Consider the following 25,399-nt stretch of genomic DNA (forward strand, 5'->3'; position numbering starts at 1 on the left):
GTTACGTGAAGATCTGCTTAGTGGATGAAACGGGCGCCGGAGACGGCGCCTTATCTGTTCTGGCCGCCCGCTGGGGGCTGGAGCACGATGAAGAAAACCTGATGGCGCTGGTAATGACGACAGCACATCTCGAATTACGCAAGCGCGATGAACCGAAGCTCGGAGGGATTTTTGTCGATTTTGTCGGCGGCGCGATGGCGCACCGGCGTAAGTTCGGCGGCGGTCGCGGCGAAGCGGTGGCCAAAGCGGTCGGCATTAAGGGGAGCTATCTCCCGGACGTGGTGGACGCCACGGCGGGGCTGGGACGCGATGCGTTTGTGCTGGCGTCGGTGGGCTGTCATGTGCGAATGTTGGAGCGTAATCCGGTTGTCGCCGCGCTGCTCGACGACGGGCTGACGCGAGGCTATGCGGACCCGGAAATCGGCCCGTGGCTGCAGGAGCGTTTGCAGCTTATCCACGCGTCAAGCCTGACGGCGCTGACGGACATCACCCCGCGTCCGCAGGTGGTCTACCTCGACCCGATGTTCCCGCATAAGCAGAAAAGCGCGCTGGTGAAGAAAGAGATGCGGGTATTTCAGTCGCTGGTGGGGCCGGATTTAGACGCAGATGGCCTGCTGGAGCCGGCTCGTCAGCTCGCGACGAAGCGGGTAGTGGTGAAGCGCCCGGACTACGCGCCGCCGCTGGCGGACGTTGCGACTACTAACGCGGTGACCACGAAAGGACATCGGTTTGATATTTATTCGGGTACGCCAGAATAAAAAAAGCCGGGTGGCGGCTTCGCCTTACCCGGCCTACTTTCAGTGCCGCTTTTTTTGCACTTACTCGTCTTCTTCGTCGCGCAGCGGAACAATCAGCATGTCCACGTGAACGGTGTTAATCAGCTGGCGTGCTGAAGACATCAGCTTGCTCCAGAAGTCCTGATGGTGACCGCATACCACCAGATCCATATCGTATTTCTTAATCGCATCAACCAGCACCTGACCCAGGTCGCCACTGCCGCTCAGGGTTTCGGTGATCGGATAGCCCGCGTTGGTGGAGAGCTCGCTCAGCGCGTGATGCGTTTCTTCAGAGATGCGTTTCTGCATATCGCCCAGATTGACGTCGATCAGACCGGTGTAGAGGTCGGAGTAATTCACATCAACGTGAATCAGGGAGACTTTCGCGTTGTAGGGACGTGCCATAGATACCGCTTTATCAACCAGCACTTTGCTCTCCGGGGAGAGATCTACCGCGATAAGAATGTGTTTGTAAGCCATAGTGTTACTCCTTCCTTAAGTTATCGATGACTAAATGGGAAAGCCGTCGTCTGATGCTTTCATTACGGCCCAGTTAAACATATTTTTCAAGCTTTGGTGTTGATAACGATTAACCTTGTGGCAAAAAAATTAACGGATCTCCTACACTATTTAATGAGCCGTTCGGATATTAAAACGCGAACCGGATCGACTTTTAGTCATTCTTTCACTGAACTGTCTGTCAGGGCATTGGGGTGCGGTAGCTCAGGAGCCTTGCTTCGTGGGCGGACGCCGGGGAGGATGTATGATTAGCACCGTCGCATTGTTTTGGGCGTTATGCGTAGTTTGCATAGTGAATATGGCGCGCTACTTCTCATCGTTACGTGCGCTGTTAGTGGTACTTCGTGGTTGCGATCCGTTGCTGTATCAGTATGTGGACGGTGGAGGGTTCTTCACCTCGCATGGACAGCCCAGCAAGCAGATGCGTCTGGTGGGGTATATCTACTACCAGCGCTACCGCGATCATCACGATGAAGAGTTTATCCGTCGCTGCGAGCGTCTGCGCCGTCAGTTCATTTTAACCAGTGCCCTGTGTGGGCTGGTCGTGGTCAGTATGATTGCGTTGATGATTTGGCACTGAGCATAAAAAAAGCGGGTCAGTTTCCTGACCCGCTTTTTGTCGCCTTCAGCCAATCAAATCAGCTTCAGCGAAATCCAGTACAACCCGCCTGACAGCAGGATAGAAGCCGGAAGCGTAAACACCCAGGCCATCAGAATGTTGGTCACGGTTTTGCGCTGCAGACCGCCGCCGTCAACAATCATGGTACCTGCCACGGACGAGGAGAGTACGTGGGTGGTGGATACCGGCATACCGGTGTAGCTCGCCAGACCGATAGACACTGCCGCCGTCATCTGCGCGGACATACCCTGCGCATAGGTCATGCCTTTCTTACCGATCTTCTCGCCGATGGTGGTCGCCACACGACGCCAGCCAATCATCGTACCGATACCCAGCGCCAGCGCGACGGCCATGATGATCCAGATTGGCGCGTACTCAATGGTATTGAGCATATCGCTTTTCAGTTTCTTCAGCAGACGCTTGTCGTCACCATTCACCTCTGGCAGCTTCGCGACTTTATCGGTCACGTCGGAGATACAGAGCATGATACGACGCAGCTGACCACGCTGTTCAACGGCCAGTTTATCGTAGCTTTCGATGTTGCCCAGCATACCTTTGGCACGTTCCAGCGCGTTAATCGCGTTAGCCGGATGGCAGTGGAATTCGCCAGGCGCGGTGGTGGCACCGGCTTCCGGAGAAGGGATCAGCTGGTCAACGCCGGTCGCTTTTTTCAGCAGCTCAGGGTGCTGCTGGAAATAGGTTTCAACGTTGTTGACCGCATCACGGGTACGGGTGATTTCGTAACCCGAGGCGTTCATATTCACCACGAAGCCCGCCGGTGCGACACCGATCAGAACCAGCATCACCAGACCAATGCCTTTCTGCCCGTCGTTCGCGCCGTGAGAGAAGGCCACGCCGATAGCGGAAATGATCAGGGCGATACGCGTCCAGAATGGCGGCTTTTTCTTGCCGTCTTTCTTCTCACGCTCTGCTGGCGTCAGGTGGATACGCGCACGTTTCTTCGTGTTGCTCCAGTAGCGACGCAGGATAAAAATCAATCCACCCGCAACCACCAGACCCACGATAGGGGAGACGATGAGAGAAGCGAAAATGCCCAGTACTTTAGGCAGATTCAGCGCATCAACAACCGATGTCCCGGTCATCAGGGCGTTGGTTAACCCGATACCGATAATCGCGCCGATGAGGGTGTGAGAGCTGGATGCAGGCAGGCCAAAATACCAGGTACCGAGGTTCCAGATAATGGCAGCAAGCAGCATTGAGAACACCATGGCGAGGCCATGACCGGAACTCACGTTAAGCAGCAGATCCGTTGGCAGCATATGCACGATCGCATACGCAACGCTCAGTCCGCCCAGGAGGACACCAAAAAAGTTAAATACCGCCGCCATAACAACCGCAAGCTGCGATCGCATTGCGCGAGTGTAGATAACCGTTGCTACTGCGTTTGCAGTGTCGTGGAAGCCGTTGATCGCTTCGTAAAACAGTACAAAAACCAGAGCAAGCAATAGTAAAAGCCCGGTATGTAAATCCAGGCCGGCAAACAAATGTAGCATAGGACGTTACGCCATTTTGAGGACATGAACGCGGCGCATTATCCAGGACAAATGCGCAACGGGCAAAGTGAAATATAGACTTTTTTTGACATACCACCTGATTTGGGAAAAGTGCCTGAAAGGATAATCGTTAAATTTCAATGGAATGGCTTTGTAATATCTTTTTACGCTGGTGTGACCACAGAGGAAACTTTACAATCCGCGGCAGTTAACGAAGAGGGTTTTGACGTGGAAAGGTTTGATGCCGTGGTTATTGGCGCCGGTGCGGCGGGTATGTTTTGTGCGGCGATGGCCGGACAGGCGGGTCGTCGCGTGCTGTTACTGGACAACGGGAAAAAGCCTGGCCGCAAGATCCTGATGTCAGGCGGCGGGCGCTGCAACTTCACCAATCTTTATGTCGAACCCGCGGCCTATTTGAGCCAGAACCGCCATTTTTGCAAATCAGCGCTGGCGCGTTACACCCAGTGGGACTTTATCGACCTGGTGGGTAAGCATGGCATCGCGTGGCATGAAAAAACTCTGGGGCAGCTGTTCTGCGACGACTCCGCGCAGCAGATTGTTGATATGCTGGTGGCCGAGTGCGAGAAGGGCGGCGTGGTCATGCGCCTGCGCACCGAGGTGTTGGAGGTGGCCCACGACGAGCAGGGGTACACGCTGCAGCTGAACGGTGACACCGTCAGCGCCGATAACCTGGTGATCGCCAGCGGCGGTCTGTCGATGCCGGGGCTGGGCGCGTCACCGTTCGGCTACAAGATTGCCGAGCAGTTTGGCCTGAAGGTGCTGCCCACCCGCGCCGGGCTGGTGCCGTTCACGCTGCATAAGCCGCTGCTGGAGCAGCTTCAGACGCTGTCCGGCGTCTCTGTGCCCTCCGTTATTACTGCCGAAGACGGGACGGTGTTCCGCGAAAACCTGCTCTTTACCCACCGCGGTCTCTCCGGCCCGGCGGTCCTGCAAATTTCCAGCTACTGGCAGCCGGGGGAATTTGTCTCGGTGAATCTGGTACCGGACAGCGATCTGAACGCGTTCCTCAACGAACAGCGTACCGCACACCCGAATCAGAGCCTGAAAAATACCCTGGCGATGCAGCTGCCGAAGCGTCTGGTGGAGTGTTTGCAGGGGCTGGGGCAGATCCCGGATGTGTCGCTCAAGCAGCTTAACAGCCGCGAGCAGGATACGCTGGTGGATACGCTGACGAACTGGCGCGTACAGCCAAACGGTACCGAGGGGTATCGCACGGCGGAAGTGACGCTGGGCGGCGTTGATACGAATGAGCTTTCTTCACGCACGATGGAAGCGCGTAACGTACCGGGGCTCTACTTTATTGGCGAAGTAATGGACGTGACCGGCTGGCTCGGCGGATATAATTTCCAGTGGGCGTGGTCGAGCGCCTGGGCGTGCGCGCAGGCGCTGCAAAATGCGCAATAAATTGCCGGGGAGTCTCCTCCCCGGCGGTGTTGCCCATTCAGATGATGTAAGCATTAATCCGGTATGGCGTAATCCGCAATGCGGAAGGTGACCTTACCCGTCCAGGTGTTATCACGGTAAGAACCAATGGCGAGACTGTCCTGAGTGAAGCCATTGAAGCTCCCGGCCGCAATGGACGCGCCGAATTTTTCATACTGATTTTTACCCCAGTAGACTTTCGCAACGCCTTCTCTCACCAGCGTATTAATATTGATCATGCCTTCTTCATCGTCAGCGTAGTCATCCAGGCTTTTACCGCCGTTGATGACATACACGGCACCCACCTGCGTGCCGCTGCCGTTCACCGCATTCGGATCGCCGATCACCAGGTCTTTTTTACCGTCGCCGTTCAAGTCCACATTACCGAGAATGCTGTTCCCGAACCCTGCCAGCTTGCTGCCAGGCCTGTCGGCGTAAATAGCATAGCCATCGTGTACGCTAAATGTTTTGTTGTAGTTCAGCCGGGTGTGCGCCGCATCGAGGAACAGAGACGATGGCAGCTTACTGCCGTCGGCCTTACCTTTAATAATCCAGACCAGCCCGGAACGTTTTTTATCAATACCCATGTCGGCAGGGGCGCTAATCGCAAAAGCGTTAGCGTGAGCATTCAGGAAATTACCTAATGGCGTAATGGTGCCGTTATTGGGCTTATCCTGCGTATACGCGCTATGATCGTTACTTCCTTCACCTCCGCCGGACTGACCACCCAGGAAAGCCGCCCCCATACCGTGAATGCGGGTTGCCTGCGTCGCGTTTAGCGAGGCGATGTCGAGATTCCCCTGGTTGAAGCTGCTGCCGTAGACGAGATAGGCCGTGCCGCGTCCATCAGTGCCGCTGTTCTCTGATTTACGGCCTTCATTGACCGATTCCGGGTCGACGATCAGGTAATCACTGAAGCCGTCGCCGTTAATATCCCCGACATCGCTGATCTGCTGCCCAAGGTTGTAGTTAAGGGGTTTATCCGGGCCATTGGTGGCGGTCATCTGCGGACGAATATAGGCACCGGTCGCGGCAGGGATCTCCCAGTCGCCCAGGTTGTTGCGCTTAATATCAATGTTCTGCCACTGATCGCCTGGCTTTTGAGCGCCGTAGATAATGACGGCGCCGCCGCGTCCGCCCGTGCCTTCGATATCGCCGATAGCAAGATCGACCATCTTGTTAGCCACTGCAGAATTTTTATATTTAATTGGGCCTACCGCGGCGCCAAACCAGCCGCCGGTATTCGCATTGCCTGAAGAATTCACCGTACGGATGCGAATACCCAGGCGAGCGTCGCCGTTGTCGATATCATTGAGGTCAATCTGATTAGAAAGACGCGCGCCGGTACGGTGATGCGGTCCGCCCCAGATAATATAGACCTGATCATGCCAGTGGGAGGCGATGACTAAATCATCATATCCATCGCCGTTAATATCACCTATTTTACGTACCGCGACGCCCATCCATTTTGTCGTCACTGAGCCAGGCTTATTCGCTTTATTGCTGTGGATAATTTTAAGCGCGTTTTGCGGATCGAATTCACCTACGTTATTGACTTGCTGCATGGGTTTCCCACCGGAAGTCCCGAAAATGACGTACGCGATCCCTTTTGCGCCATCCCCCCAGGGGGCCGTAATGACAATATCTTCACCCGCGATATGCGAACCATTGTCCTTATCGGAAAACTTACCGATCGTGGTCATCGTCATACCGAAATAGTCTTTTTCTTTTTCACCCTTAATAGATACAGGGACAGAATAAGGCTCGATATCGCTGGCGATAACCTGTGATGCCGTGATACCAGTACCTGATAAAGCTGCAACGCAAAGCGCTACACGCGTTTTCGTTTTGAGTTTCATAGTATATATCCTTATACAAATCCATTTTTCATACCCGGCAACTCATTTGTATAGTGCTATGTGTTGCCGGGAAATAAGAGGTTTCTACGCTGTATTAAGTTTTTTCTTTATTTAAACTCGAAATCCAGCGTGGATGTGGCTTCAAATTTTCCCGGTTGTGGAGACTTTTCTCCTTGTTGGACAGGTGTTGCTATAATAGTGACATTCCCCTCCTGCGTTGGTACGGCCGAACTGTTGCCATCAATTTTATTCCCGTTGTGTTCAAGTTTTATCCCTAAATCATTGCGCTCACCTTCATCATTATGGGTCTTGATAAAACCAGAGCCATTAAAATCGGACGCGCGGAACTTAATACTCACCTTGCTTTCATCTTCAGGATTTTTGCAAGTCACACGAATATCCACGCTTTTTTGCTTACCGGTGGCCTCGGGCTTAAATTCATTCGCGGTAATACTGCCAAACGGGACCTTGATGGTTTGCCCGTCATTAATCATGCATTGTGGTGGAATATCAATTGACAGTTGGAAATTAAGTGTGACAAAAGGTCTGGAGGTGTCATAACTCCCCGTCTGTTTTTTGGCAAAAATGGTCACTAATTCCTGCATAGGAATATCAATGCGGCCTGAAGGAAGCGGTTTAGTTAATTCCAGAGAGACAGTCCCGCTGGAGCCGGTTGCGAACAGAGTATGGTCGTTTTTATCATCACAGTTATTTGTCGCAGGACGTCCATTATCAACACCGGCGGTATTACTCAAATCAACCGGGATATACCGCAATTCATCCTCGCCACCAAGAACGACATTTATACCGATATTAATACCCTTTTCCGCATCCAGAGGATAATAGATAAAGTCTGCGTTACGTTTGCCGCCTCCTGTGCCCAGTTTCGTACTGGTAAATCGAAATAAGATACTTTCTGGCACGCTGGAGTCCTGACAGAGGCAGATACCATTAAAATTACCTTTATTATTCCATGTGGATTGGGTTGTGCCGGGTACGTCGTCAGCAGTAAGGTTTTCGATAATATCAAACTTGTGCGCCTGGCCAGATACGGTTGATGTCGGCCAGCAGCTTCCTACAACATCAGCATAAGCTGGCGCGCCCATCAATCCCCCTGCTGCCAGGCACGCGAGTAACGTTAATTTTTTCATTTTTAATTCCTTTATTTATTAACGGATGATTTGCAGGTCTGCGTTAACTGCACAATTCCGCTAATCGTGGGTTCCTTGCCAGAAAGCTGATAGTGAACCTGGCAACGCTGATCGGGTTTCTTACCCCAGCTCACGTCTAACGTCCCTTTTTCTGCCATCCCGGTGAGGAATACGCTGCCTTCATCACCCACAATGCTGGTGGTTGTATTCTGAGAAACAATGGCACCGAACGGAACGGGTTTGCCCTGCGCATCTTTCAGCGTCATCATCAGGCGTTTACCCACCGCCGTGGTGAAACGTGCCCGAACGATAGCCCCCCGGGTGGGAACGACTTTATGGCTGTTACTTTCCAGCTCGACATCGTCAGGTAATGTATCGGGACGAAGCTGGATATTGCTCTCCTGATAAGGTGTCAGGTAAGGCACCACCGCATAGCCCCAGGGGTCGGTGCGCACGCCAGTGTGGTTACGGACGCTGACACCTGCGGCATCCGGCGCTTCAACCAGAGCGACCGTTTCACCCAGCGACTGCGCCAGCGTGACGCCATGAGGATGAACCAGCACGCCCCCGCGCAGGCTGTAATTCAGCCGCTGCGCGTCCCGGCTATAGCCATACCCGGCGCCAACCTGCGCATAGCGTCCGTTATAGTTAAGCGAGGCATCGCTGCTGTTTGCCTGGCTCCCTGGGTTGATATTCTGCTGTACGCTCCAGTTCAGGTTATTGTCCTCAAGGGCGCTGCCGCTCAGGGAAACACTGTGGCCTGGCGAGCGTTTTTCCGCCGCAGAGAAGGTGTAACCGGCACGTGTGGAGCGGAGCCATTTGTCCAAAGGGACGCTCACGCTCAGGCTGAACAGATTGTCCTGGTTATAGAGACGCTGGTTATCCTCTTTTGTCACGTTCAAATAGTGGTTGTAATTCAGGCTATAGCTGATCCCGTTCCAGCTGTTGCCATAGCCCAGCGTGGCGGAGGTCGTGCGTTTTTGGCTCGTGTGGTAGTCCTCGCTGACCAGCATGGCGGAGAGATAGCCGAGGTTTTCTCCCAGGTTTTGGTTTAGCGTCAGTTCTGTACGGCTACGGCGTCGATCCAGGCGCGAGGGTTGCGAGTGATAGCTGCTCAGGGTTTCACCGAGCGTGTAGAAATCGGACGTCGAGTAGCGATAGCCCGCAATCGCAACGTTAGTGCCGGTAGACAGCAAATTTTTGTTATAGCGCAGGCGTAGCGACTGTCCCCGGTTTTTTTCTGCCTGTTTAGTGGTGGCCCAGGCCTGGGTAATATCAAATGACAGTGCGCCAAAATCGCCCATGTTTTTACCCATGCCAAAAAGCAGGGACTGATATTGACTGGCAGCCTGCATGCCTCCGTATATCGAGGTTTCCCACGGCAGACCGTAAATCAGGCTCCCTTGTGAAAACAGGGCATTCTCAGCATCGCTGCTGCTGGAACGATAGCTGCCGCTAATGACTTCATATTTGTATTGCCCTTCCCGCTGCATAACCGCTAACGACGCGTAAGGCACTAAAGAGACTTGTTCGCTGCCATCCGCCTCTTTCACCACAACTTTCAGCTCGCCGCTGCTGCCGAGGTAAAGATCGTTGATGACAAATTCACCGGGCGGGACATAGCTTTGATAAATGCTGTAGCCGTTCTGAAAAATAGTGATCTGGGCATTAGTACGAGCAATACCGCGGATCACCGGCGCATAGCCTCGCAGGCTGCCCGGAAGCATCTGTTCATCCGAGTAAAGCTGAACGCCGCGAAACGGGGTGCTATCAAAGACTTCTGCGGTAGAACTGTTATCCCCGACAATCAGCTGGCTATTCAGGGCGCTGATATCACGCTGCAGATAGGTATAAACCGATTCCCAGCGCCCAGCTTGTCCCTGGCTGTTACTCCAGGTCGAGAAATTGCGTAAACGCCAGGGTCCAACGTTCAGTCCCGGACGCAGGCTGAGGTACTGGCTATCGGTTCCCGTCCCGTTGTGCGAGGTCCACGTGGCACCGCTGTAGTTGTAGCTGAGCATCAGGCCCGGAATACCCTGTTCCCGACGCGCAGGATCGATGTAGCCGTGAGCGTGGCTGTCCAGGGCCGCCTGGGGAATGCTGAGCCTTAACGCCTGCTCGCTGAAGTCAAATTCGCTGCTTGCGAGAGGGATCGCCGACAGATTCGCGCAGCCCTGGGTATCGTCCCGGAGCAACGGGAATGCCGCCGTTTTAACACCAAACGACTGGAGCGTCTCCTCGCTGAGGCACGGTGCGAGGATATTTTTATGCTGCGCGTTCTCTTCGAGTCGAAACGTGATATCGCGCGTGTCGAACATTTTATTGTTAAGAAACAGGTCAACACGATAAACGCCGGGTGTCTGGCTCTCTTTGTTCTCAAAGAGAGAAAGATCGACGGCGGTACGCGGCGCGCCACCCGTTTCCAGAAAGGCCGGGTCGAAGTAATCACTGGCGTATAATGCGCTGGGTAAAATCCAGGCAAAGCAAAGCGCTGGACGAATGCCCCAAAATATAGTCATGAAAAAATACCCCTGTGAGGTTATTGTTTTAAAATCGTTATTCTATTTTTTGTGTGATTAACTGGCTGTTGCCGCCATAATCATTGATATATTTCCATTGCACGGTGGCATTGTTTTTCAAAAGCATGTTCCTGAGCGTGAATGTTGTGCTGCTTTTAGGCGCGAGCATGTCAATCTCTGACCATGCTTTGTTATTGATCTTCACCTCCGCAAAGGAAATGTAATAAGAAGAGTTGTTGCGTACAATGAGTTCGTTATTTTTAACAGACCATTGCACATTCTTACTAATATCCGTGGGTTCATCCATTAAATTTGACGGACGATAAAATAATTTGATCCGGGTATTTACCGCTATCTGCAGTTTATTAATATCCTCTCTGGAAGAGGAGGGGATCGATTTTACGTTGATCCAGAAAAGCGACTCGCGATCCTGCGGTAAAGGCGCGCCGTTATAGATAATACGGAGCGCGTTGGACTTACCTGCATCCATGCGAAAAAGCGGTGGCGTCACAATAAACGGGGCTTTGGTGCCCTGTGAATCTTTGCCCTGTACCCAGCTCTGTACCAGGAACGGGCTGGCAGTATTATTTCTGACTGTAATATTGCTCTCTTTCTTGTCCGCATGATATACCACCCGCGTATTGGATAAGGTCACACTGGCGTGTGACATACAAGAGCCAAAGAGCAGAGCCAGCAGCGTCAGATAGCGTTTCCTTAACATAAAACGTCCTTGCGTTCCGGGCTGTTATTCATTGCCCGGAACTGAGTTGAATGATTTATTTATAGATAATGGTGTAATCCGCAACCGCATCTGCCTTACCGGCGGTCACAGCATCCAGGGATGATTTATAACGGGCTGAATACAGCAGGGTGGCTGCCCCCGTGGTGCCATCACCGGTAATAGGAACAAATTTATTCGGGTTGTCGCCCAGTTTTAACGATGTTCCATCTTCATTCAGGAATTCAATACCCAAACCCGTTGCGGCGTCGCCACCGGTTTTAAGCGCGAGCAGATTATTATCATTAGCATCATAGGCACCGCCAAATCGTGCTCCGGCTGATTTAAGGACGGCGGTATCGCAGTTAGACAGTTCTATCTGGATACGGTGAATACCCGCAACGTCACCTTTTTCTTTAAATGCTGAAGACGAGATGGTACCCATATCGATCGTTGGGTTCCCCCCCTGACCGTTAATATCGACATCACAGGTGCTCGCGGTAATCATACCCGTGAATTCAATGGTCCCTGCGCCTTTACCTGGCGCTGCATGGCTGGAAGGACTGGCAATTGCAGCCAATAAAAATCCCATGGTAATAACGGATTTATTCATTTTTTAAAATATTCCTCAGTGTGTAAAAGGTAGAACAGTATTATTTCGGGTTAGTCACTCGAAAGCGTTGTTGTGGTCACGGGATGTGGATATTCCGCTAATATGAAACATTAAGGTGGATATTCATCATCGCTTACCAGTCCATGTGAAAAACTTCCATTACAAGAAGTCTGAATATTTTTCTGGGTCAGGTTAACAAGCGTTTAAAAAAAATAAAGTGAGAACGTCATGATTTGTCTTTGGTGGCTTTAAAATCAATGAGTTAAGTTGTTTTTATCAGGGTTTTATCAGCAATTCAGTGTGAGAATTTTACGGCTTATTTACTACTTACCGAATGTCAGGGTCAGCTCAGATAATAAAACTTTCATAATAATGAAAGAATAATCTCCGGAAGAACACGTTGCCTTCCCGGAAGACGTAAGAGAAATCCTGGCACTTTTAACATCACATTTACATTGCCGGGCTGGCGTCAAGAAGTGTTATTATTATTCTCTTGCCCGGTGATACGGGCGTTTTCTTTTTTTTGTTGCAAACGTTGCCTCTGCCAGCGCGCAGATGAAGGTTAAGGATAGATTCATGGCTTCTGCTCATCTCGGTTTCCCGACTGAAACCGTTGTTGTCTTTGTGGTGATGGCCGTTGGGGCGATGTTTATCGACCTCTTCATGCACCGTCACGATAAACCTGTTTCGCTGAAAAGTGCGGCCATGTGGTCCGTTTTCTGGTTCTCGATGGCGATGGCCTTCGCCGGTTTTCTGTACATCCACCACGGCGCCGAGATGGCGAGCCTGTTCCTCACCGGTTACGCGCTGGAAGAGGTGCTCTCCATCGATAACCTGTTCGTGATGATGGCGATCTTTGCCTGGTTCGGCGTGCCGGATAAGTACCGTCACCGTGTGCTCTACTGGGGCGTGCTGGGGGCGATTGTCTTCCGCGGTATTTTCGTGGCGATCGGCACCAGCCTGCTGAGCCTGGGGCCTTACGTGGAGGTTATTTTTGCGCTGGTCGTCGGCTGGACGGCGGTGATGATGCTCAAGCGCAATGAAGAGAGTGACGAAGTGGAAGATTACTCGGGTCACCTTGCCTATCGCCTGGTGAAACGCTTCTATCCCGTCTGGCCCAAAATCAGCAGCAACGCGTTTATCCTGACGCAGAAAGAGGTCGATGCGGAGCTTGAAAAGCCGGAAAACCAGGACGTAACGGTTGGCCGCGTGAAGAAGGCGAAGCGCTACGCAACGCCGCTGCTGCTCTGCGTGGCGGTGGTGGAACTCTCTGACGTGATGTTCGCGTTTGACTCCGTACCGGCGATTATTGCGGTAAGCCGCGAGCCGCTGATTATCTACAGCGCCATGATGTTCGCCATTCTCGGCTTGCGTACCCTCTACTTTGTGCTGGAAGCGCTTAAGCAGTATCTGGTGCACCTGGAGAAAGCGGTGGTGCTGCTGCTGTTCTTCGTGGCGTTCAAGCTGGGTCTGAATGCGACCGATCACTTCTGGCACCACGGTTACAGCATTGGCGCGACGGCCAGCCTGTTTGTGGTGTTAGGTGTGCTGGCGCTGGGGATTATTGCGAGCGTATTGTTCCCGGGGAAACGTGAGGCCTGATGCACCGCTTTTCTCCCTCTCCCTGTGGGAGAGGGCTGGGGTGAGGGCAACAGACCGCACCTAACCCTTAATCGGTGAATTCCGGCGCTTGCGTGGGTGATGGAAGTGCCGCCAGTGAGGATCCTGCGCCGCGGCCAGCAGTTCGTGGTCGCCGCGGGTGTCGCCCCAGGCTCGCAGATGATAGTCGTTCAGATCGCCATACACCTTCTCCAGCCTCGCCACTTTCTGGGCGCAGCGGCAGTTATTGCCCGTAATGCGTCCCGTCAGCTTGCCGTCCTTCACTTCCAGCTGCGTGCCAATCAGCTTAATGCCGAGCCTGTCCGCCCACGGCTGGAGCACCAGCGCCGGCGACGCAGAGCAGATCGTCACTTCCGCGCCGGAATTCACCTCAGCCGCCACCGCCAGAACCCCTTCGGGGCGCATCAGCTTGTTCCAGTATTTTTCGCAAAAGGCTTCCGCCTGCTGGCGTAGCCAGTGTTCGTCCACGCCTGTCAGGAACGTTTTAATCAGCACTTCCTTCAGCTCATCACGCGTCAGCTTGCGGCGCACGCAGTGGAGCGTGGGCAGCGCCATGCGCACCAGACGACCCGCAAAGTAGCGTTTCCCAAAGGCAAAACGCAGGAAAGGGATAAAGCTGTCGTGGTGCGTGAGCGTCCCGTCAAAGTCAAAGACAGAGAGCACGCTGGATTTCGCCACCGTCTCGTCGGCAATCATATTGGTCATAAATACGTCTTAGCTGAATTACACATTCTGTCGATCAGTTTACCTGCTTTATCTGAACAGTCCTTACATCACCACCTTTTTTTTTCTCAATCTTGCGATCTGAAAGTGAGTCCAATTTTGGCCTCAATAATGATTGGTGAAAAAGTGAGCAGTCTATATTATCGCCACATCGAAAGATATTTCGGGGGAACGTTGGCCCCCACAGGTAAGGATAAATTCACTCTTAGCTCCTGTTTAGATATGACATTCAGATCGCTTATTTCAATCCTCACGTTAAGTTTTGCTTCGTTTTCCGCACTGAGTTTTCAGCTGCCCGCATCGATGATCTCCGCCGATAGCACATTTGCGGAATCGCCGGTGAAGTCGGCCCTGCTTCACCAGGAGACAGGCCCACTCCGCTCCCGGATACTGGATCAATACCAGAAATGGAAAGGGACTCACTATCAGTGGGGCGGCACCACACACCGCGGAGTGGATTGCTCCGCGCTTATGCAGCATCTGTTCAGCGATGCGGCGCATCTTTATCTGCCGCGCACGACGAGCGAGCAGATCCATCGTGGTGTACAGGTAGCGCAATACCGTCTGAAGGCGGGAGATTTGGTCTTCTTCCAGACGGGCCCGAACCGCAGACACGTTGGCGTGTATATCGGTAACAGCCAGTTTATTCATGCCTCCAGCAGCCAGGGCGTAACGGTCTCAACCCTGACTGATGACTACTGGCAGGATCGTTACATTACCGCCCGTCGTGTCGCGGGCAGCGCCGCCTGACGACATTAAATAATGTCATCCACCACGCCACCATCGACGCGCAATGCCGCGCCTGAGGTGGCGGAGGCCTGCGTCGAACAGACATAAATCACCATATTAGCCACCTCTTCAACGGTGGCGGCGCGCTGGATAACCGAGCTGGGGCGGTTGGTCATGACAAATTCTTTCGCCAGCTGCTCCAGCGATTTACCGGTTTTCTCGATCTCATCTTTCATCATTTCAGCGAAACCGTCGGACATCGTCGGGCCCGGCAGCACGCTGTTCACCGTCACGCCGCTTCCCGCCACGAACTTCGCCAGCCCGCGCGCCAGCGAAAGCTGTGCCGTTTTGGTCACCCCGTAGTGGATCATGTCTGCCGGGATATTGCAGGCTGACTCGGAGGAGATAAACACCACGCGGCCCCAGCCTTTTTTCACCATGCCCGGCAGCAGGGCGCGGGAGAGGCGCACGCCGGACATCACGTTGGTCTGCCAGTAGCGCTCCCAGGTTTCATCGTCGGTGCCATAGAAATCCTGCGGGCCGTAAATCCCGGCGTTGTTCACCAGAATATCGACGTCGCTCGCGACCTTCAGCAGCGATTCAACCCCTTCCGCGGTGCTGAGATCGGCAATGGCTGCACGCACCTGCACGCCAGGCACAACCTGCTGCAGCTGCTGAATACCTTTGTTCACCGAGTCGGTGCTGCGGCCATTAACGATCACTTCCGCGCCGCTTTCTGCCAGGCCTCTGGCAATGGCAAACCCGATCCCGCCGGTTGAGGCGGTGACCAGGGCCACTTTCCCTGCAAAGTCGATTTTCATCATCAGCTCCTTATCGTTTTAACGTTCGGACCTTAAAGCGTAGCAGGTGATGATGACGGCTCCTGGCTAAAAAGGCGCAGCAGGGTTTCAACCTGCTCATCCAGCGGGGCGAGGGTGCGCTTCACGATCAGATGCAGCGGTGTGGCCCGACGAACGCCGTGGCTCAGCGGGAGGAGTTTCAGTACGCCTTGCTCCAGCTGGGGCTGAATGCGTTCCTCTGGCAGCCAGCCGTAGCCGACCTGCGAGACGACCGCCTCTATGGCAGCGTCGATGGTCGAGAACGTCCACGACTCGCCGGCAGCCCGCGCGGCGTTCTGGCTGTCCGCAATCTGGATTAGCGGCCACGGGCGTAGCATCTCATCATTCAGCGGCGCGTCGAGGCTAAAGAGGGGATGCCGGTGATGCGCCACGGCGACAAAGTCAATGTTCATCAGCCATTCGCCGAGCCCGGTAATGTCCTGGCGGCGGCTTAAAACCATCACATCGGCCTCGTTGTTCATGGCATCGGCGCGGGTATTTTCCAGCACCTCCGTGAGGCGGACCTGAGTTTGCGGATACTGCTGCTGGAACTGACGCAGAATGGCGAACAGGCGGCGGCGTGGGAAAATCGAGTCCACCACCAGGTCCAGCCGCGTGCGCATCCCGTTACGAAGGGTCGCCGCGCGCGTCTCGACATACGAAAACGCTTTCAGCAGCGGTTTCACCTGGCCGAGAAGCAGTTCACCGACCGGGGTCAACACCGCCCTGCGCCCCTCCGGCGCCAGCAACGCCACGCCCAGCCGCTCCTGCAGCAGCGACAGGTTATAGCTCACCGAGGACTGACTGCGGTGGGTTTCTTCCGCAGCTTTGGCAAAGCTGCCCGCATCCACCACTTTTTCCAGTAAGGCCCACTGTTCCAGCGTCGTCTTGTGCATGATTTATCTAAAATTTGGATGAATTTGATTAAAACATAGCGTTATTCATTCATTTTTTGAAGGCTTAAGATCGTCTCATCAAAACGAAGGAGACATCTTATGAACACATTCGACAAACACGACTTAAGCGGCTTCGTTGGCAAACATCTGGTTTATACCTATGACAACGGCTGGAATTACGAAATTTACGTCAAAAACGAGACTACTCTCGACTACCGTATTCACAGCGGTCTGGTGGCGAACCGTTGGGTTAAAGATCAGCAGGCTTACATCGTGCGGGTAGGGGAGAGCATCTATAAAATCTCCTGGACCGAGCCAACCGGTACGGACGTTAGCCTGATTGTGAACTTGGGCGACAAACTGTTCCACGGCACCATCTTCTTCCCGCGTTGGGTCATGAACAACCCGGAAAAAACCGTCTGCTTCCAGAACGACCATATTCCGCTGATGAACAGCTATCGCGATGCGGGGCCGGCCTATCCAACAGAAGTGATTGACGAATTTGCCACCATCACCTTTGTACGCGACTGCGGTGCGAACAACGAAAGCGTGATTACCTGCGCGGCCAGTGAGTTACCAGAAAACTTTCCCGATAACTTAAAATAAGCGCGACAATTAACTAAAAAGAAAAGTTCCCGGTTATTTCTGCTTTTACAGAAATAACCGGGATTTTTTTTGTTTGTTGATGTTCGGTTTAAAATAACATTTAGTAAAAATTGAGTTTGATCACGAAATAAATAATTCATAATTACATAAGTTATTGTTTATAAATGGATTAATATTGATTTTGTTACATCTGAATTACGCATCTTAATTTTTCCCTAAGAAATGAACGATACCTTGATATGAGTTTATGGTTCGTTGAAATAAACGAAAAAGTAATTGGTTAATATCAAGCGCGTGCCATTCTTATTGCAAGGAAATTAATGATGAGTGATTTTTTGCCTTTTTCCCGCCCGTCGATGGGTAGTGAGGAATTAGCGGCGTTGCAGGAGGTTATAACCTCCGGCTGGATCACCACAGGGCCTAAAAATCAGGAACTTGAAGCGGCATTTTGTCAGCTGACGGGGAACCAGCACGCGATTGCCGTCTGCTCGGCGACGGCGGGCATGCACGTCACGCTGATGGCGCTGGATATTGGTCCGGGCGATGAGGTCATTACCCCCTCCCAAACCTGGGTCTCCACGCTGAATATGATCGTGCTGCTGGGCGCCACGCCGGTCATGATCGATGTGGACAACGAGACATTGATGGTGACGCCGGAAGCGGTTGAAGCCGCCATTACCCCGCGTACCAAAGCGATTATTCCCGTGCATTACGCCGGCGCGCCGTGTGATATCGACGCCATTCATGCCGTCGGTGAGCGTCACGGTATTACGGTGATTGAAGACGCGGCCCATGCCGCCGGAACGTACTACAAGAACCGTCACGTGGGCTGGAAAGGCACGGCGATTTTTTCCTTCCACGCCATCAAAAACATGACCTGCGCGGAAGGTGGTTTAGTCGTCACGGATAACGCCCGGCTTGCCGCGCGGATCCGCAGCCTTAAATTCCACGGCCTGGGCGTGGATGCCTATGACCGCCAGACGCACGGCCGCGCGCCGCAGGCCGAAGTGATCTCCCCGGGCTTTAAGTACAACCTCGCAGATATCAACGCCGCGCTGGCGCTGGTACAGCTGGGTAAGCTGAAAGAGGCCAACCTACGCCGCGAGGCAATCGCGCAACGCTACCTGCGCGAGCTTGCCGATACGCCGTTCCAGCCGCTGAACATTCCGTCATGGCCGCACGTTCACGCCTGGCACCTGTTTATTATTCGCGTTGATGAAGCGCGCTGCGGGATCTCACGCGACAACCTGATGGCGGCGCTGAAGGAGCAAGGCATCGGCACCGGCCTTCATTTCCGCGCGGCGCACACCCAAAAATACTACCGCGAGCGTTTTCCTGATGTATCGCTTCCGAATTCGGAATGGAACAGCGCGCGTATTTGTTCTCTCCCTCTTTTCCCGGACATGACTCATGACGACACAACCCGCGTCATTACCGCGCTCCATCAGCTTGCAGGACATTGATATGTTCAGCGCACCGCCTGTACAAAAAGTTTCTGTGGTCATCCCTGTTTATAACGAGCAGGAGAGCCTGCCCGAGCTGATCCGCCGCACCACGGCAGCCTGCGATACGCTGGGCAAAGCCTATGAAATTCTGCTGGTGGACGACGGCAGCAGTGATGATTCCGCGCTGATGCTGACCGAAGCCGCCCAGGCCGAAGGCAGCCATATTGTCGCCGTGCTGCTCAACCGTAACTATGGCCAGCACTCCGCCATTATGGCCGGGTTCAGCCACGTTACGGGCGATCTGATTATCACCCTGGACGCGGATCTGCAAAACCCGCCGGAGGAGATCCCGCGCCTGGTGGCGAAAGCCGATGAAGGCTATGACGTGGTGGGCACGGTGCGTCAGAACCGCCAGGACAGCCTGTTCCGCAAGCTGGCCTCGCGCACCATAAACCGCCTTATTCAGCGCACCACCGGTAAAGCAATGGGCGATTACGGCTGCATGCTGCGCGCCTACCGCCGCCATATAGTCGACGCCATGCTGCACTGCCATGAGCGCAGCACCTTTATTCCGATCCTCGCCAACACCTTTGCCCGCAAGGCAACGGAAATTCCGGTCCTGCACGCCGAGCGCGAGCACGGGGAATCGAAGTACAGCTTTATGCGTCTCATCAACCTGATGTACGACCTCGTCACCTGCCTGACCACCACGCCGCTGCGCCTGCTGAGCGTGTTCGGCAGCATCATCGCCCTGGCCGGCTTTACGCTGTCCGTCCTGCTGGTGGTGCTGCGGCTGGTCTTTGGCCCGCAGTGGGCGGCGGAAGGGGTCTTCATGCTTTTTGCCGTGCTGTTTATGTTCATCGGCGCCCAGTTCGTCGGAATGGGCCTGCTCGGTGAATACATAGGCCGTATCTATAACGATGTTCGCGCACGTCCGCGCTACTTTATTCAACGTGTTGTCCGTCAGGAACACAAAGCATCTCAAGAGGAAAACCACCCATGAAAGCCGTTGTATTTGCCTATCACGATATGGGGTGCGCGGGCACGCTGGCCCTGCTGGAAGCGGGCTATGACATTGCTGCAATCTTTACCCATCCGGACGCGGCGGGAGAGAATCACTTCTTCGGCTCCGTGGCGCGTATCGCCGCCGAGCGCGGTATTCCGGTGTATGCCCCGGACGACGTCAACCACCCGCTGTGGGTGGATCGCATCCGCGCGCTCGCGCCTGATGTCATCTTCTCGTTCTACTATCGCAACCTGATCTGCGACGAGATCTTAGGCCTGGCCGCAAAAGGGGCGTTTAACCTTCACGGCTCTCTGCTGCCCGCCTACCGTGGCCGCGCGCCGCTGAACTGGGTGCTGGTCAACGGCGAAACGGAAACGGGCGTGACGCTGCACCGCATGGTGCGCCGCGCGGATGCCGGGGCCATCGTCGCCCAGCAGCGCGTGGCAATCGACGCGGATGAAACCGCGCTTGAGCTGCATCAGAAACTCTGCACCGCGGCGCAAAGCCTGCTGCGTGACGCGCTGCCAGCCATCCTCAACGGCACCTTCAGCGAGACCGAGCAGGACGAAAGCAAGGCCAGCTGCTTTGGCCGCCGCGCGCCGGAAGATGGTCGCCTGGACTGGAATAAACCCGCCCGCCAGCTGCACAACCTGGTGCGCGCCGTGACCGACCCGTGGCCGGGCGCGTACAGCTTTGCGGGCGTAAGCAAATTTATCGTCTGGAAATCCCGCGTGCGTGACGATATCCCGGCTGCTAAGCCGGGCACCGTCGTCTCCGTCTCCCCGCTGATTGTGAGCTGCGGCGAGCAGGCGCTGGAGATCGTCACCGGGCAGACCGACAACGGCCTGTACGTTCAGGGCACGCAGCTGGCGCAGTCTCTGGGGCTGGTGGCTGGGGCGCTGATCACCAGCGCGCCGGTGGTTGCCATCAAGCGCCGCACGCGCGTGCTGATCCTCGGCGTGAACGGCTTTATCGGGAACCACCTGACCGAACGTCTGCTCAAAGACGATAACTACGAGATTTACGGTTTGGATATCGGCTCTGACGCCATCAGCCGTTTCCTCAACAACCCGCGCTTCCACTTTGTGGAAGGGGATATCAGCATTCACTCCGAGTGGATCGAATATCACATTAAAAAATGCGACGTGGTGCTGCCGCTGGTCGCCATCGCCACGCCAATCGAGTACACCCGTAACCCGCTGCGCGTGTTCGAGCTGGATTTCGAAGAGAACCTGAAGATCATCCGCGACTGCGTGAAATACGACAAGCGCATCATCTTCCCGTCCACCTCTGAAGTGTACGGCATGTGTACCGACAAAAACTTCGATGAGGATGCCTCCAGCCTGGTGGTCGGGCCGATCAACAAGCAGCGCTGGATCTACTCTGTCTCCAAGCAGCTGCTGGACCGCGTAATTTGGGCCTACGGCGAGAAAGAGGGTCTGCGCTTTACTCTGTTCCGTCCGTTCAACTGGATGGGACCACGTCTGGATAACCTGAACGCGGCGCGAATCGGCAGCTCCCGCGCGATCACTCAGCTGATCCTGAACCTGGTCGAAGGCTCGCCTATCAAGCTGATTGAAGGCGGGAGTCAGAAACGCTGCTTTACGGACATCAGCGACGGTATCGAAGCCCTGTTCCGCATCATTGAGAACAAAGATAACCGCTGCAACGGTGAGATCATTAACATCGGTAACCCGGAAAACGAGGCGAGCATTCGCGAGCTGGCAGAGATGCTGCTGGCAAGCTTTGAGCGCCACCCGCTGCGCGATCGCTTCCCGCCGTTTGCCGGTTTCCGCGAAGTGGAAAGCAGCAGCTACTACGGAAAGGGCTACCAGGACGTCGAGCACCGTAAGCCAAGCATCCGCAACGCGAAGCGCTGCCTGAACTGGACGCCGACGGTGAAGATGGAGCAGACCATTGATGAAACGCTCGACTTCTTCCTGCGCACCGTGGAGCTATCGGAACAGGCCTCATGAAAAAAGTCGGTTTACGCATTGATGTCGACACCTTCAGGGGAACGCGTGACGGCGTGCCCAGACTGCTGGAACTGCTGAGCAGGCACGGCGTGCGTGCCAGCATTTTCTTCAGCGTGGGGCCTGACAACATGGGACGCCATTTATGGCGTCTGGTTAAACCGGCATTTCTGTTCAAAATGCTGCGCTCGCGCGCGGCATCCCTCTACGGCTGGGATATTTTGCTGGCCGGCACCGCCTGGCCCGGCAGACGCATCGGCGCGGGTAATGAAGCGGTTATCCGCGCGGCGGCGCAGCAACACGAGATCGGCCTGCATGCCTGGGATCATCACGCCTGGCAGGCATGGGCGGGCGTCTGGGATATCCCGCGCCTGTCCCGTGAGGTCGAGCGTGGAATGCTGGAGCTTGAGGCCATCATCGGTCAGCCCGTGCGCTGCTCCGCCGTGGCGGGATGGCGTGCCGACCAGCGGGTGGTCAAAGCCAAAGAGCATTTCGCGTTTCGCTACAACAGCGACTGTCGTGGAACCAGGCCATTTTTGCCGCTGTTGGGCGAAAATCGCTACGGTACGGTGCAAATTCCGGTCACGCTTCCTACGTGGGATGAAGTGGTGGGGCGCGAGGTGAAGGCGGAAGCATTTAATCGCTACATTCTGGACCGCATCCATCGTGACGCCGGAACGCCGGTCTATACCATCCATGCCGAAGTGGAAGGGATTGCGTATCAGCATGATTTCGACGAACTGCTGACCATGGCCGCCCGGGAAGGCATTGCGTTCTGTCCGATGAGCGAGCTGCTGCCGGACGACCTCAGCACCCTGCCCGTGGGCAAGGTGGTCCGTAATGAACTGGCTGGCCGGGAAGGCTGGCTTGGCTATCAACAAACCGTGAGTCCGGCTCCATGAAAACAGCCCGTTATGGCGTAGCGCTTTTCGCACTGTTTATCGTTTATTACTTCATTCCGGTCGATATTCGCCTGCTTTGGCAGCCTGATGAAACGCGCTATGCGGAAATCAGCCGCGAAATGCTGGCATCGGGTGACTGGGTTGTCCCGCATTTCCTCGGGCTGCGCTACTTTGAAAAGCCGATTGCCGGCTACTGGATCAACACTATCGGACAATGGCTGTTCGGGCACACGAACTTTGCCGTACGCGCCGGGTCGATCTTCTCCACCGGACTCGCGGCGCTGCTGGTGATCTGGATGGCCTGGCGACTCTGGCGGGATAAGCGTACGGCCATTTTCTCCGGCCTGATCTTCCTGACCCTGTTCCTGGTGTATGGCATCGGCACCTATGCGGTGCTGGACCCCATCGTCACCCTGTGGCTGGTGGCGGCGATGTGCAGCTTCTGGCTCGCCTCACAGGCGCGCACCGTGGTCGGAAAAGCGGGCGGCTATGTGCTGCTTGGGCTGGCCTGCGGCATGGGGGTGATGACCAAAGGCTTCCTGGCGCTGGCGGTACCGGTGATCGGCGTGCTGCCGTGGGTGATTGCCCAAAAGCGCTGGAAAGAGGTGCTGATTTTTGGCTGGCTCGCGATCCTGAGCTGCGTGCTGATTGTTCTGCCGTGGGGGCTGGCCATTGCGCACCGCGAGCCTGATTTCTGGCGCTACTTCTTCTGGGTTGAGCATATTCAGCGTTTTGCCCAGAGCGACGCGCAGCATAAAGCTCCGTTCTGGTATTACCTGCCGTTCCTGCTCGCGGGCAGCCTGCCGTGGCTGGCGCTGCTGCCAGGCGCGCTGCGTCTTGGCTGGAATGACAGACAAAACGCGGGCGGCGGGTTCTACCTGCTGGGGTGGGTGGTGATGCCGCTGCTGTTTTTCAGCATCGCTAAAGGCAAGCTGCCGACCTATATCCTGCCCTGTTTTGCCCCGCTGGCTATCCTGATGGCGCGCTATGCCTGCCTCGCGGCGGAAAAAGGGGCCAGAGCGTTGCGCATTAACGGCGGCATTAACCTGGCTTTTGGCGCTATCGGCGTGGTGGCGGCGCTGGCGGTCTCGCCGTGGGGGCTGGCTAAGCATCCGGTCTGGACGTCGGTCGAACTGTATAAAGTCTTCTGCGCGGTGGTGGCGTTCCTCATCTGGGGCGCGGTAGGCTGGTTTACGCTGCGGCAGAGCCAGCGGCGCTGGTGGCTGGCGGCGCTGTGTCCTGCGGGTCTGGCGTTGTTGATTGGTTTTGCCATTCCGAACCTGGTGGTGGATTCCAAACAGCCGCAGTCGCTGGTGGATACCGTGCGCGAGCCGCTACAGGGCAGCCGCTTTGTGCTGACCAATAACGTTGGCGTGGCCGCGGGCCTGGCGTGGGAGCTGAAGCGCAGTGACATCACGCTGTTTGCTCAGAGCGGCGAGCTGCGCTACGGGCTGGATTATCCCGATGCGAAAGATCGCTTTGTCAGTGAAGACGACTTCGCGCAGTGGCTGGCAACGCATCGTAAGCAGGGAAGCGTGTCGCTGGTGATGCTGCTGTCTAAACGTGACGATATTGCAGAGGCGAATTTACCGCAGCCGGACAATCTCTATATCCAGGGGCGTCTGGCCCTGCTGGAGTATCTGCCGAAGTGATGACCTGGACCTGGCTCATACTGGCAAGCCTGCTGAGCTGCGCGGGACAGCTGTGCCAGAAACAGGCTACCCGTCCGGCGAAAGGCGGACGGCGTGGCGCGCACATCATGCTGTGGCTTGGCCTGGCGATGCTGGCACTGGGCTGCGGAATGCTGGTCTGGCTGGTGGTGCTGCAGAGCCTGCCCGTCGGCGTAGCTTACCCTATGCTGAGCCTCAATTTTGTCTGGGTGACGCTGGCGGCGAAGGTCTTCTGGCGCGAGCACGTTGCTGTGCACCACTGGCTGGGGGTCGGGTTCATTATCATGGGGATTATCGTGCTGGGAGGAAGCCTGTGAAAGGCGCGTTCTGGGCGTTATGCAGCGTGCTGTTAGTCAGCGCCGCACAGCTGTTGCTGCGCGATGCCATGCAGGCTCTGCCGCCGGTCAGCGATTTTCTGACGTTTATCTCCGCGCTGTGGCACGTTTCGTCCGGCACGGGCGCGCTGCTGCTGGGGTTAACGGGATACGTTGCCTCCATGGGCTGCTGGTATCTGGCGCTGCATCGCATGGCGCTCAGCAAAGCGTATGCCTTGCTGAGCCTCAGCTATATCCTGGTGTGGGGCGCGGCAATCCTGCTGCCCGGCTGGGGGGAGCACTTCTCCTGGCATGGGCTGCTGGGCGTCGCGTTGATTATGCTGGGTGTACTGGTGATTTTCCTGCCCCGACGTGAATAATCGACTCGGTGGTCAGGGTGTAAGGGGTCGAGGTACAGACGGCAAGGCTCAGAGAACCGAGCTGCAGCTGGCTGACCGAGTGCGACTGCGCCGTGCTGTCGATGCTGACAATCTGCCAGGCGCTGCCGCCGCGCTGTTTCACAATCGCTTCTTTGCGCGTCCAGATACGCCAGAAGGCAGAAAGCTGTTCCTCGGGCGCTTCACGCTCCAGCTCGTCATGCTCTGTCAGGCTGAAAACGGCGTTGGCCAGCGCCTGCCAGTTCTTGCGGGGGCGAATCACTTCGATATCGCAGCCCACTTCGCCTTCATCGCTCATCAGCAGGGCGATATCATCACCGCTATGGCTCAGGTTGAACCACAGCGGATCCCCCTTCGCAAAAGCCGGCTTCCCCTGCTCGCCGTAAATGATGTCGGGGAGCGGGTGAGGGGATAATGTTCTGGCGAGCAGCGTCCGGCCAGCCAGCCAGGAGGCCTGTCGTGCACCCTGAGGTGCCTTATCTGCAAGCGTTGACGCCAGCGGGTCCGCGCACAGGGTGGAAATTTTTCCCAGTACAAACCGGTACAT

General features: G+C 55.3%; 24 protein-coding genes. 13 read left to right on the top strand and 11 right to left on the bottom strand.

The window, feature by feature from the left end; translation table 11 throughout:
* Window positions 1–5: 5 nt before the first annotated feature.
* Window positions 6–758, top strand: coding sequence for a 16S rRNA (guanine(1516)-N(2))-methyltransferase RsmJ (gene rsmJ / locus IM271_RS09455; RefSeq protein WP_047367222.1), 753 nt, complete (start codon window positions 6–8; stop codon window positions 756–758).
* Between the two features lie 60 nt (window positions 759–818).
* Here the strand turns inward: rsmJ and uspA are convergent, their stop codons facing one another.
* Window positions 819–1,256, bottom strand: a complete 438-nt coding sequence (gene uspA, locus IM271_RS09460) for a universal stress protein UspA (protein ID WP_003861223.1) — start codon at window positions 1,254–1,256, stop codon at window positions 819–821.
* 283 nt (window positions 1,257–1,539) lie between these two features.
* Between uspA and uspB the strand changes: the two genes are divergently transcribed.
* Window positions 1,540–1,875 carry a universal stress protein UspB gene (gene uspB, locus IM271_RS09465; RefSeq protein ID WP_003861224.1) on the top strand — a complete coding sequence of 112 codons (336 nt, stop codon included), beginning with the start codon at window positions 1,540–1,542 and terminating at the stop codon, window positions 1,873–1,875.
* Between the two features lie 53 nt (window positions 1,876–1,928).
* Here uspB and pitA read toward each other — a convergent pair whose 3' ends face one another.
* Entirely contained in the window at window positions 1,929–3,428 is a 1,500-nt protein-coding gene (gene pitA, locus IM271_RS09470; protein ID WP_028014734.1) for an inorganic phosphate transporter PitA, read from the bottom strand.
* 228 nt (window positions 3,429–3,656) lie between these two features.
* Here pitA and IM271_RS09475 point away from each other — a divergent pair, with 228 nt between their 5' ends.
* Entirely contained in the window at window positions 3,657–4,853 is a 1,197-nt protein-coding gene (locus IM271_RS09475) for an NAD(P)/FAD-dependent oxidoreductase (protein WP_193052496.1), read from the top strand.
* 53 nt (window positions 4,854–4,906) lie between these two features.
* Here the strand turns inward: IM271_RS09475 and IM271_RS09480 are convergent, their stop codons facing one another.
* The 5 genes from IM271_RS09480 to IM271_RS09500 all read right to left on the bottom strand — a co-directional run bounded on the left by IM271_RS09480 (window position 4,907) and on the right by IM271_RS09500 (window position 11,731).
* Complete coding sequence (locus IM271_RS09480) at window positions 4,907–6,730, bottom strand: integrin alpha (protein ID WP_193052497.1); 1,824 nt, start codon at window positions 6,728–6,730, stop codon at window positions 4,907–4,909.
* 107 nt (window positions 6,731–6,837) lie between these two features.
* Window positions 6,838–7,881 (bottom strand): fimbrial protein, encoded by a 1,044-nt coding sequence (locus IM271_RS09485; protein WP_193052498.1) that lies wholly within the window; start codon window positions 7,879–7,881, stop codon window positions 6,838–6,840.
* Between the two features lie 11 nt (window positions 7,882–7,892).
* Window positions 7,893–10,400: a fimbria/pilus outer membrane usher protein gene (locus IM271_RS09490; RefSeq protein WP_193052499.1), complete on the bottom strand. Its 2,508-nt coding sequence runs from the start codon at window positions 10,398–10,400 to the stop codon at window positions 7,893–7,895.
* Between the two features lie 37 nt (window positions 10,401–10,437).
* Window positions 10,438–11,121: a molecular chaperone gene (locus tag IM271_RS09495; RefSeq protein WP_047363580.1), complete on the bottom strand. Its 684-nt coding sequence runs from the start codon at window positions 11,119–11,121 to the stop codon at window positions 10,438–10,440.
* A 55-nt stretch (window positions 11,122–11,176) separates the two neighbouring features.
* On the bottom strand, window positions 11,177–11,731 hold the full coding sequence (locus IM271_RS09500) for a fimbrial protein (protein WP_028014728.1): 555 nt from the start codon (window positions 11,729–11,731) through the stop codon (window positions 11,177–11,179).
* A 576-nt stretch (window positions 11,732–12,307) separates the two neighbouring features.
* Between IM271_RS09500 and IM271_RS09505 the strand changes: the two genes are divergently transcribed.
* Window positions 12,308–13,333 (top strand): TerC/Alx family metal homeostasis membrane protein, encoded by a 1,026-nt coding sequence (locus IM271_RS09505; protein ID WP_045259396.1) that lies wholly within the window; start codon window positions 12,308–12,310, stop codon window positions 13,331–13,333.
* Window positions 13,334–13,393: 60 nt separating this feature from the next.
* Here IM271_RS09505 and IM271_RS09510 read toward each other — a convergent pair whose 3' ends face one another.
* Entirely contained in the window at window positions 13,394–14,056 is a 663-nt protein-coding gene (locus IM271_RS09510; protein WP_028014726.1) for an HAD family hydrolase, read from the bottom strand.
* 240 nt (window positions 14,057–14,296) lie between these two features.
* Between IM271_RS09510 and IM271_RS09515 the strand changes: the two genes are divergently transcribed.
* Entirely contained in the window at window positions 14,297–14,824 is a 528-nt protein-coding gene (locus tag IM271_RS09515; protein WP_028014725.1) for an NlpC/P60 family protein, read from the top strand.
* A gap of 5 nt (window positions 14,825–14,829) precedes the next feature.
* Here the strand turns inward: IM271_RS09515 and IM271_RS09520 are convergent, their stop codons facing one another.
* A complete protein-coding gene (locus IM271_RS09520; RefSeq protein WP_028014724.1) occupies window positions 14,830–15,624 on the bottom strand; it encodes an SDR family NAD(P)-dependent oxidoreductase in 795 nt (264 codons plus the stop codon).
* A gap of 32 nt (window positions 15,625–15,656) precedes the next feature.
* Complete coding sequence (locus IM271_RS09525) at window positions 15,657–16,538, bottom strand: LysR family transcriptional regulator (protein WP_193052500.1); 882 nt, start codon at window positions 16,536–16,538, stop codon at window positions 15,657–15,659.
* A gap of 99 nt (window positions 16,539–16,637) precedes the next feature.
* Between IM271_RS09525 and IM271_RS09530 the strand changes: the two genes are divergently transcribed.
* The 8 genes from IM271_RS09530 (at window position 16,638) to arnF (ending at window position 24,834) form a co-directional block, all read left to right on the top strand.
* Window positions 16,638–17,144, top strand: coding sequence for a phenolic acid decarboxylase (locus IM271_RS09530; protein ID WP_192987434.1), 507 nt, complete (start codon window positions 16,638–16,640; stop codon window positions 17,142–17,144).
* A 323-nt stretch (window positions 17,145–17,467) separates the two neighbouring features.
* Window positions 17,468–18,607, top strand: coding sequence for a UDP-4-amino-4-deoxy-L-arabinose aminotransferase (gene arnB / locus IM271_RS09535; RefSeq protein ID WP_193052531.1), 1,140 nt, complete (start codon window positions 17,468–17,470; stop codon window positions 18,605–18,607).
* 1 nt (window position 18,608) lies between these two features.
* Window positions 18,609–19,592, top strand: a complete 984-nt coding sequence (arnC, locus tag IM271_RS09540) for an undecaprenyl-phosphate 4-deoxy-4-formamido-L-arabinose transferase (protein ID WP_041911876.1) — start codon at window positions 18,609–18,611, stop codon at window positions 19,590–19,592.
* A complete protein-coding gene (gene arnA, locus IM271_RS09545) occupies window positions 19,589–21,571 on the top strand; it encodes a bifunctional UDP-4-amino-4-deoxy-L-arabinose formyltransferase/UDP-glucuronic acid oxidase ArnA (RefSeq protein WP_028014719.1) in 1,983 nt (660 codons plus the stop codon). The genes arnC and arnA overlap by 4 nt, the downstream gene beginning before the upstream one ends.
* Entirely contained in the window at window positions 21,568–22,470 is a 903-nt protein-coding gene (gene arnD / locus IM271_RS09550; protein WP_193052501.1) for a 4-deoxy-4-formamido-L-arabinose-phosphoundecaprenol deformylase, read from the top strand. Before arnA ends, arnD begins: the two co-directional genes overlap by 4 nt.
* The gene (gene arnT, locus IM271_RS09555; protein ID WP_193052502.1) at window positions 22,467–24,122 is read left to right on the top strand and encodes a lipid IV(A) 4-amino-4-deoxy-L-arabinosyltransferase; all 1,656 of its coding nucleotides are present in this window, start codon (window positions 22,467–22,469) and stop codon (window positions 24,120–24,122) included. The genes arnD and arnT overlap by 4 nt, the downstream gene beginning before the upstream one ends.
* Window positions 24,122–24,457 carry a 4-amino-4-deoxy-L-arabinose-phosphoundecaprenol flippase subunit ArnE gene (gene arnE / locus IM271_RS09560; protein WP_136344124.1) on the top strand — a complete coding sequence of 112 codons (336 nt, stop codon included), beginning with the start codon at window positions 24,122–24,124 and terminating at the stop codon, window positions 24,455–24,457. The genes arnT and arnE overlap by 1 nt, the downstream gene beginning before the upstream one ends.
* A complete protein-coding gene (gene arnF / locus IM271_RS09565; RefSeq protein WP_028014715.1) occupies window positions 24,454–24,834 on the top strand; it encodes a 4-amino-4-deoxy-L-arabinose-phosphoundecaprenol flippase subunit ArnF in 381 nt (126 codons plus the stop codon). Before arnE ends, arnF begins: the two co-directional genes overlap by 4 nt.
* Here the strand turns inward: arnF and acpT are convergent.
* Window positions 24,791–25,399, bottom strand: coding sequence for a 4'-phosphopantetheinyl transferase AcpT (gene acpT / locus IM271_RS09570; protein WP_028014714.1), 609 nt, complete (start codon window positions 25,397–25,399; stop codon window positions 24,791–24,793). The genes arnF and acpT overlap by 44 nt on opposite strands.

Source organism: Enterobacter cloacae complex sp. I3, assembly GCF_014896175.1.
GTDB classification, from domain to species: Bacteria; Pseudomonadota; Gammaproteobacteria; order Enterobacterales; family Enterobacteriaceae; genus Enterobacter; species Enterobacter bugandensis.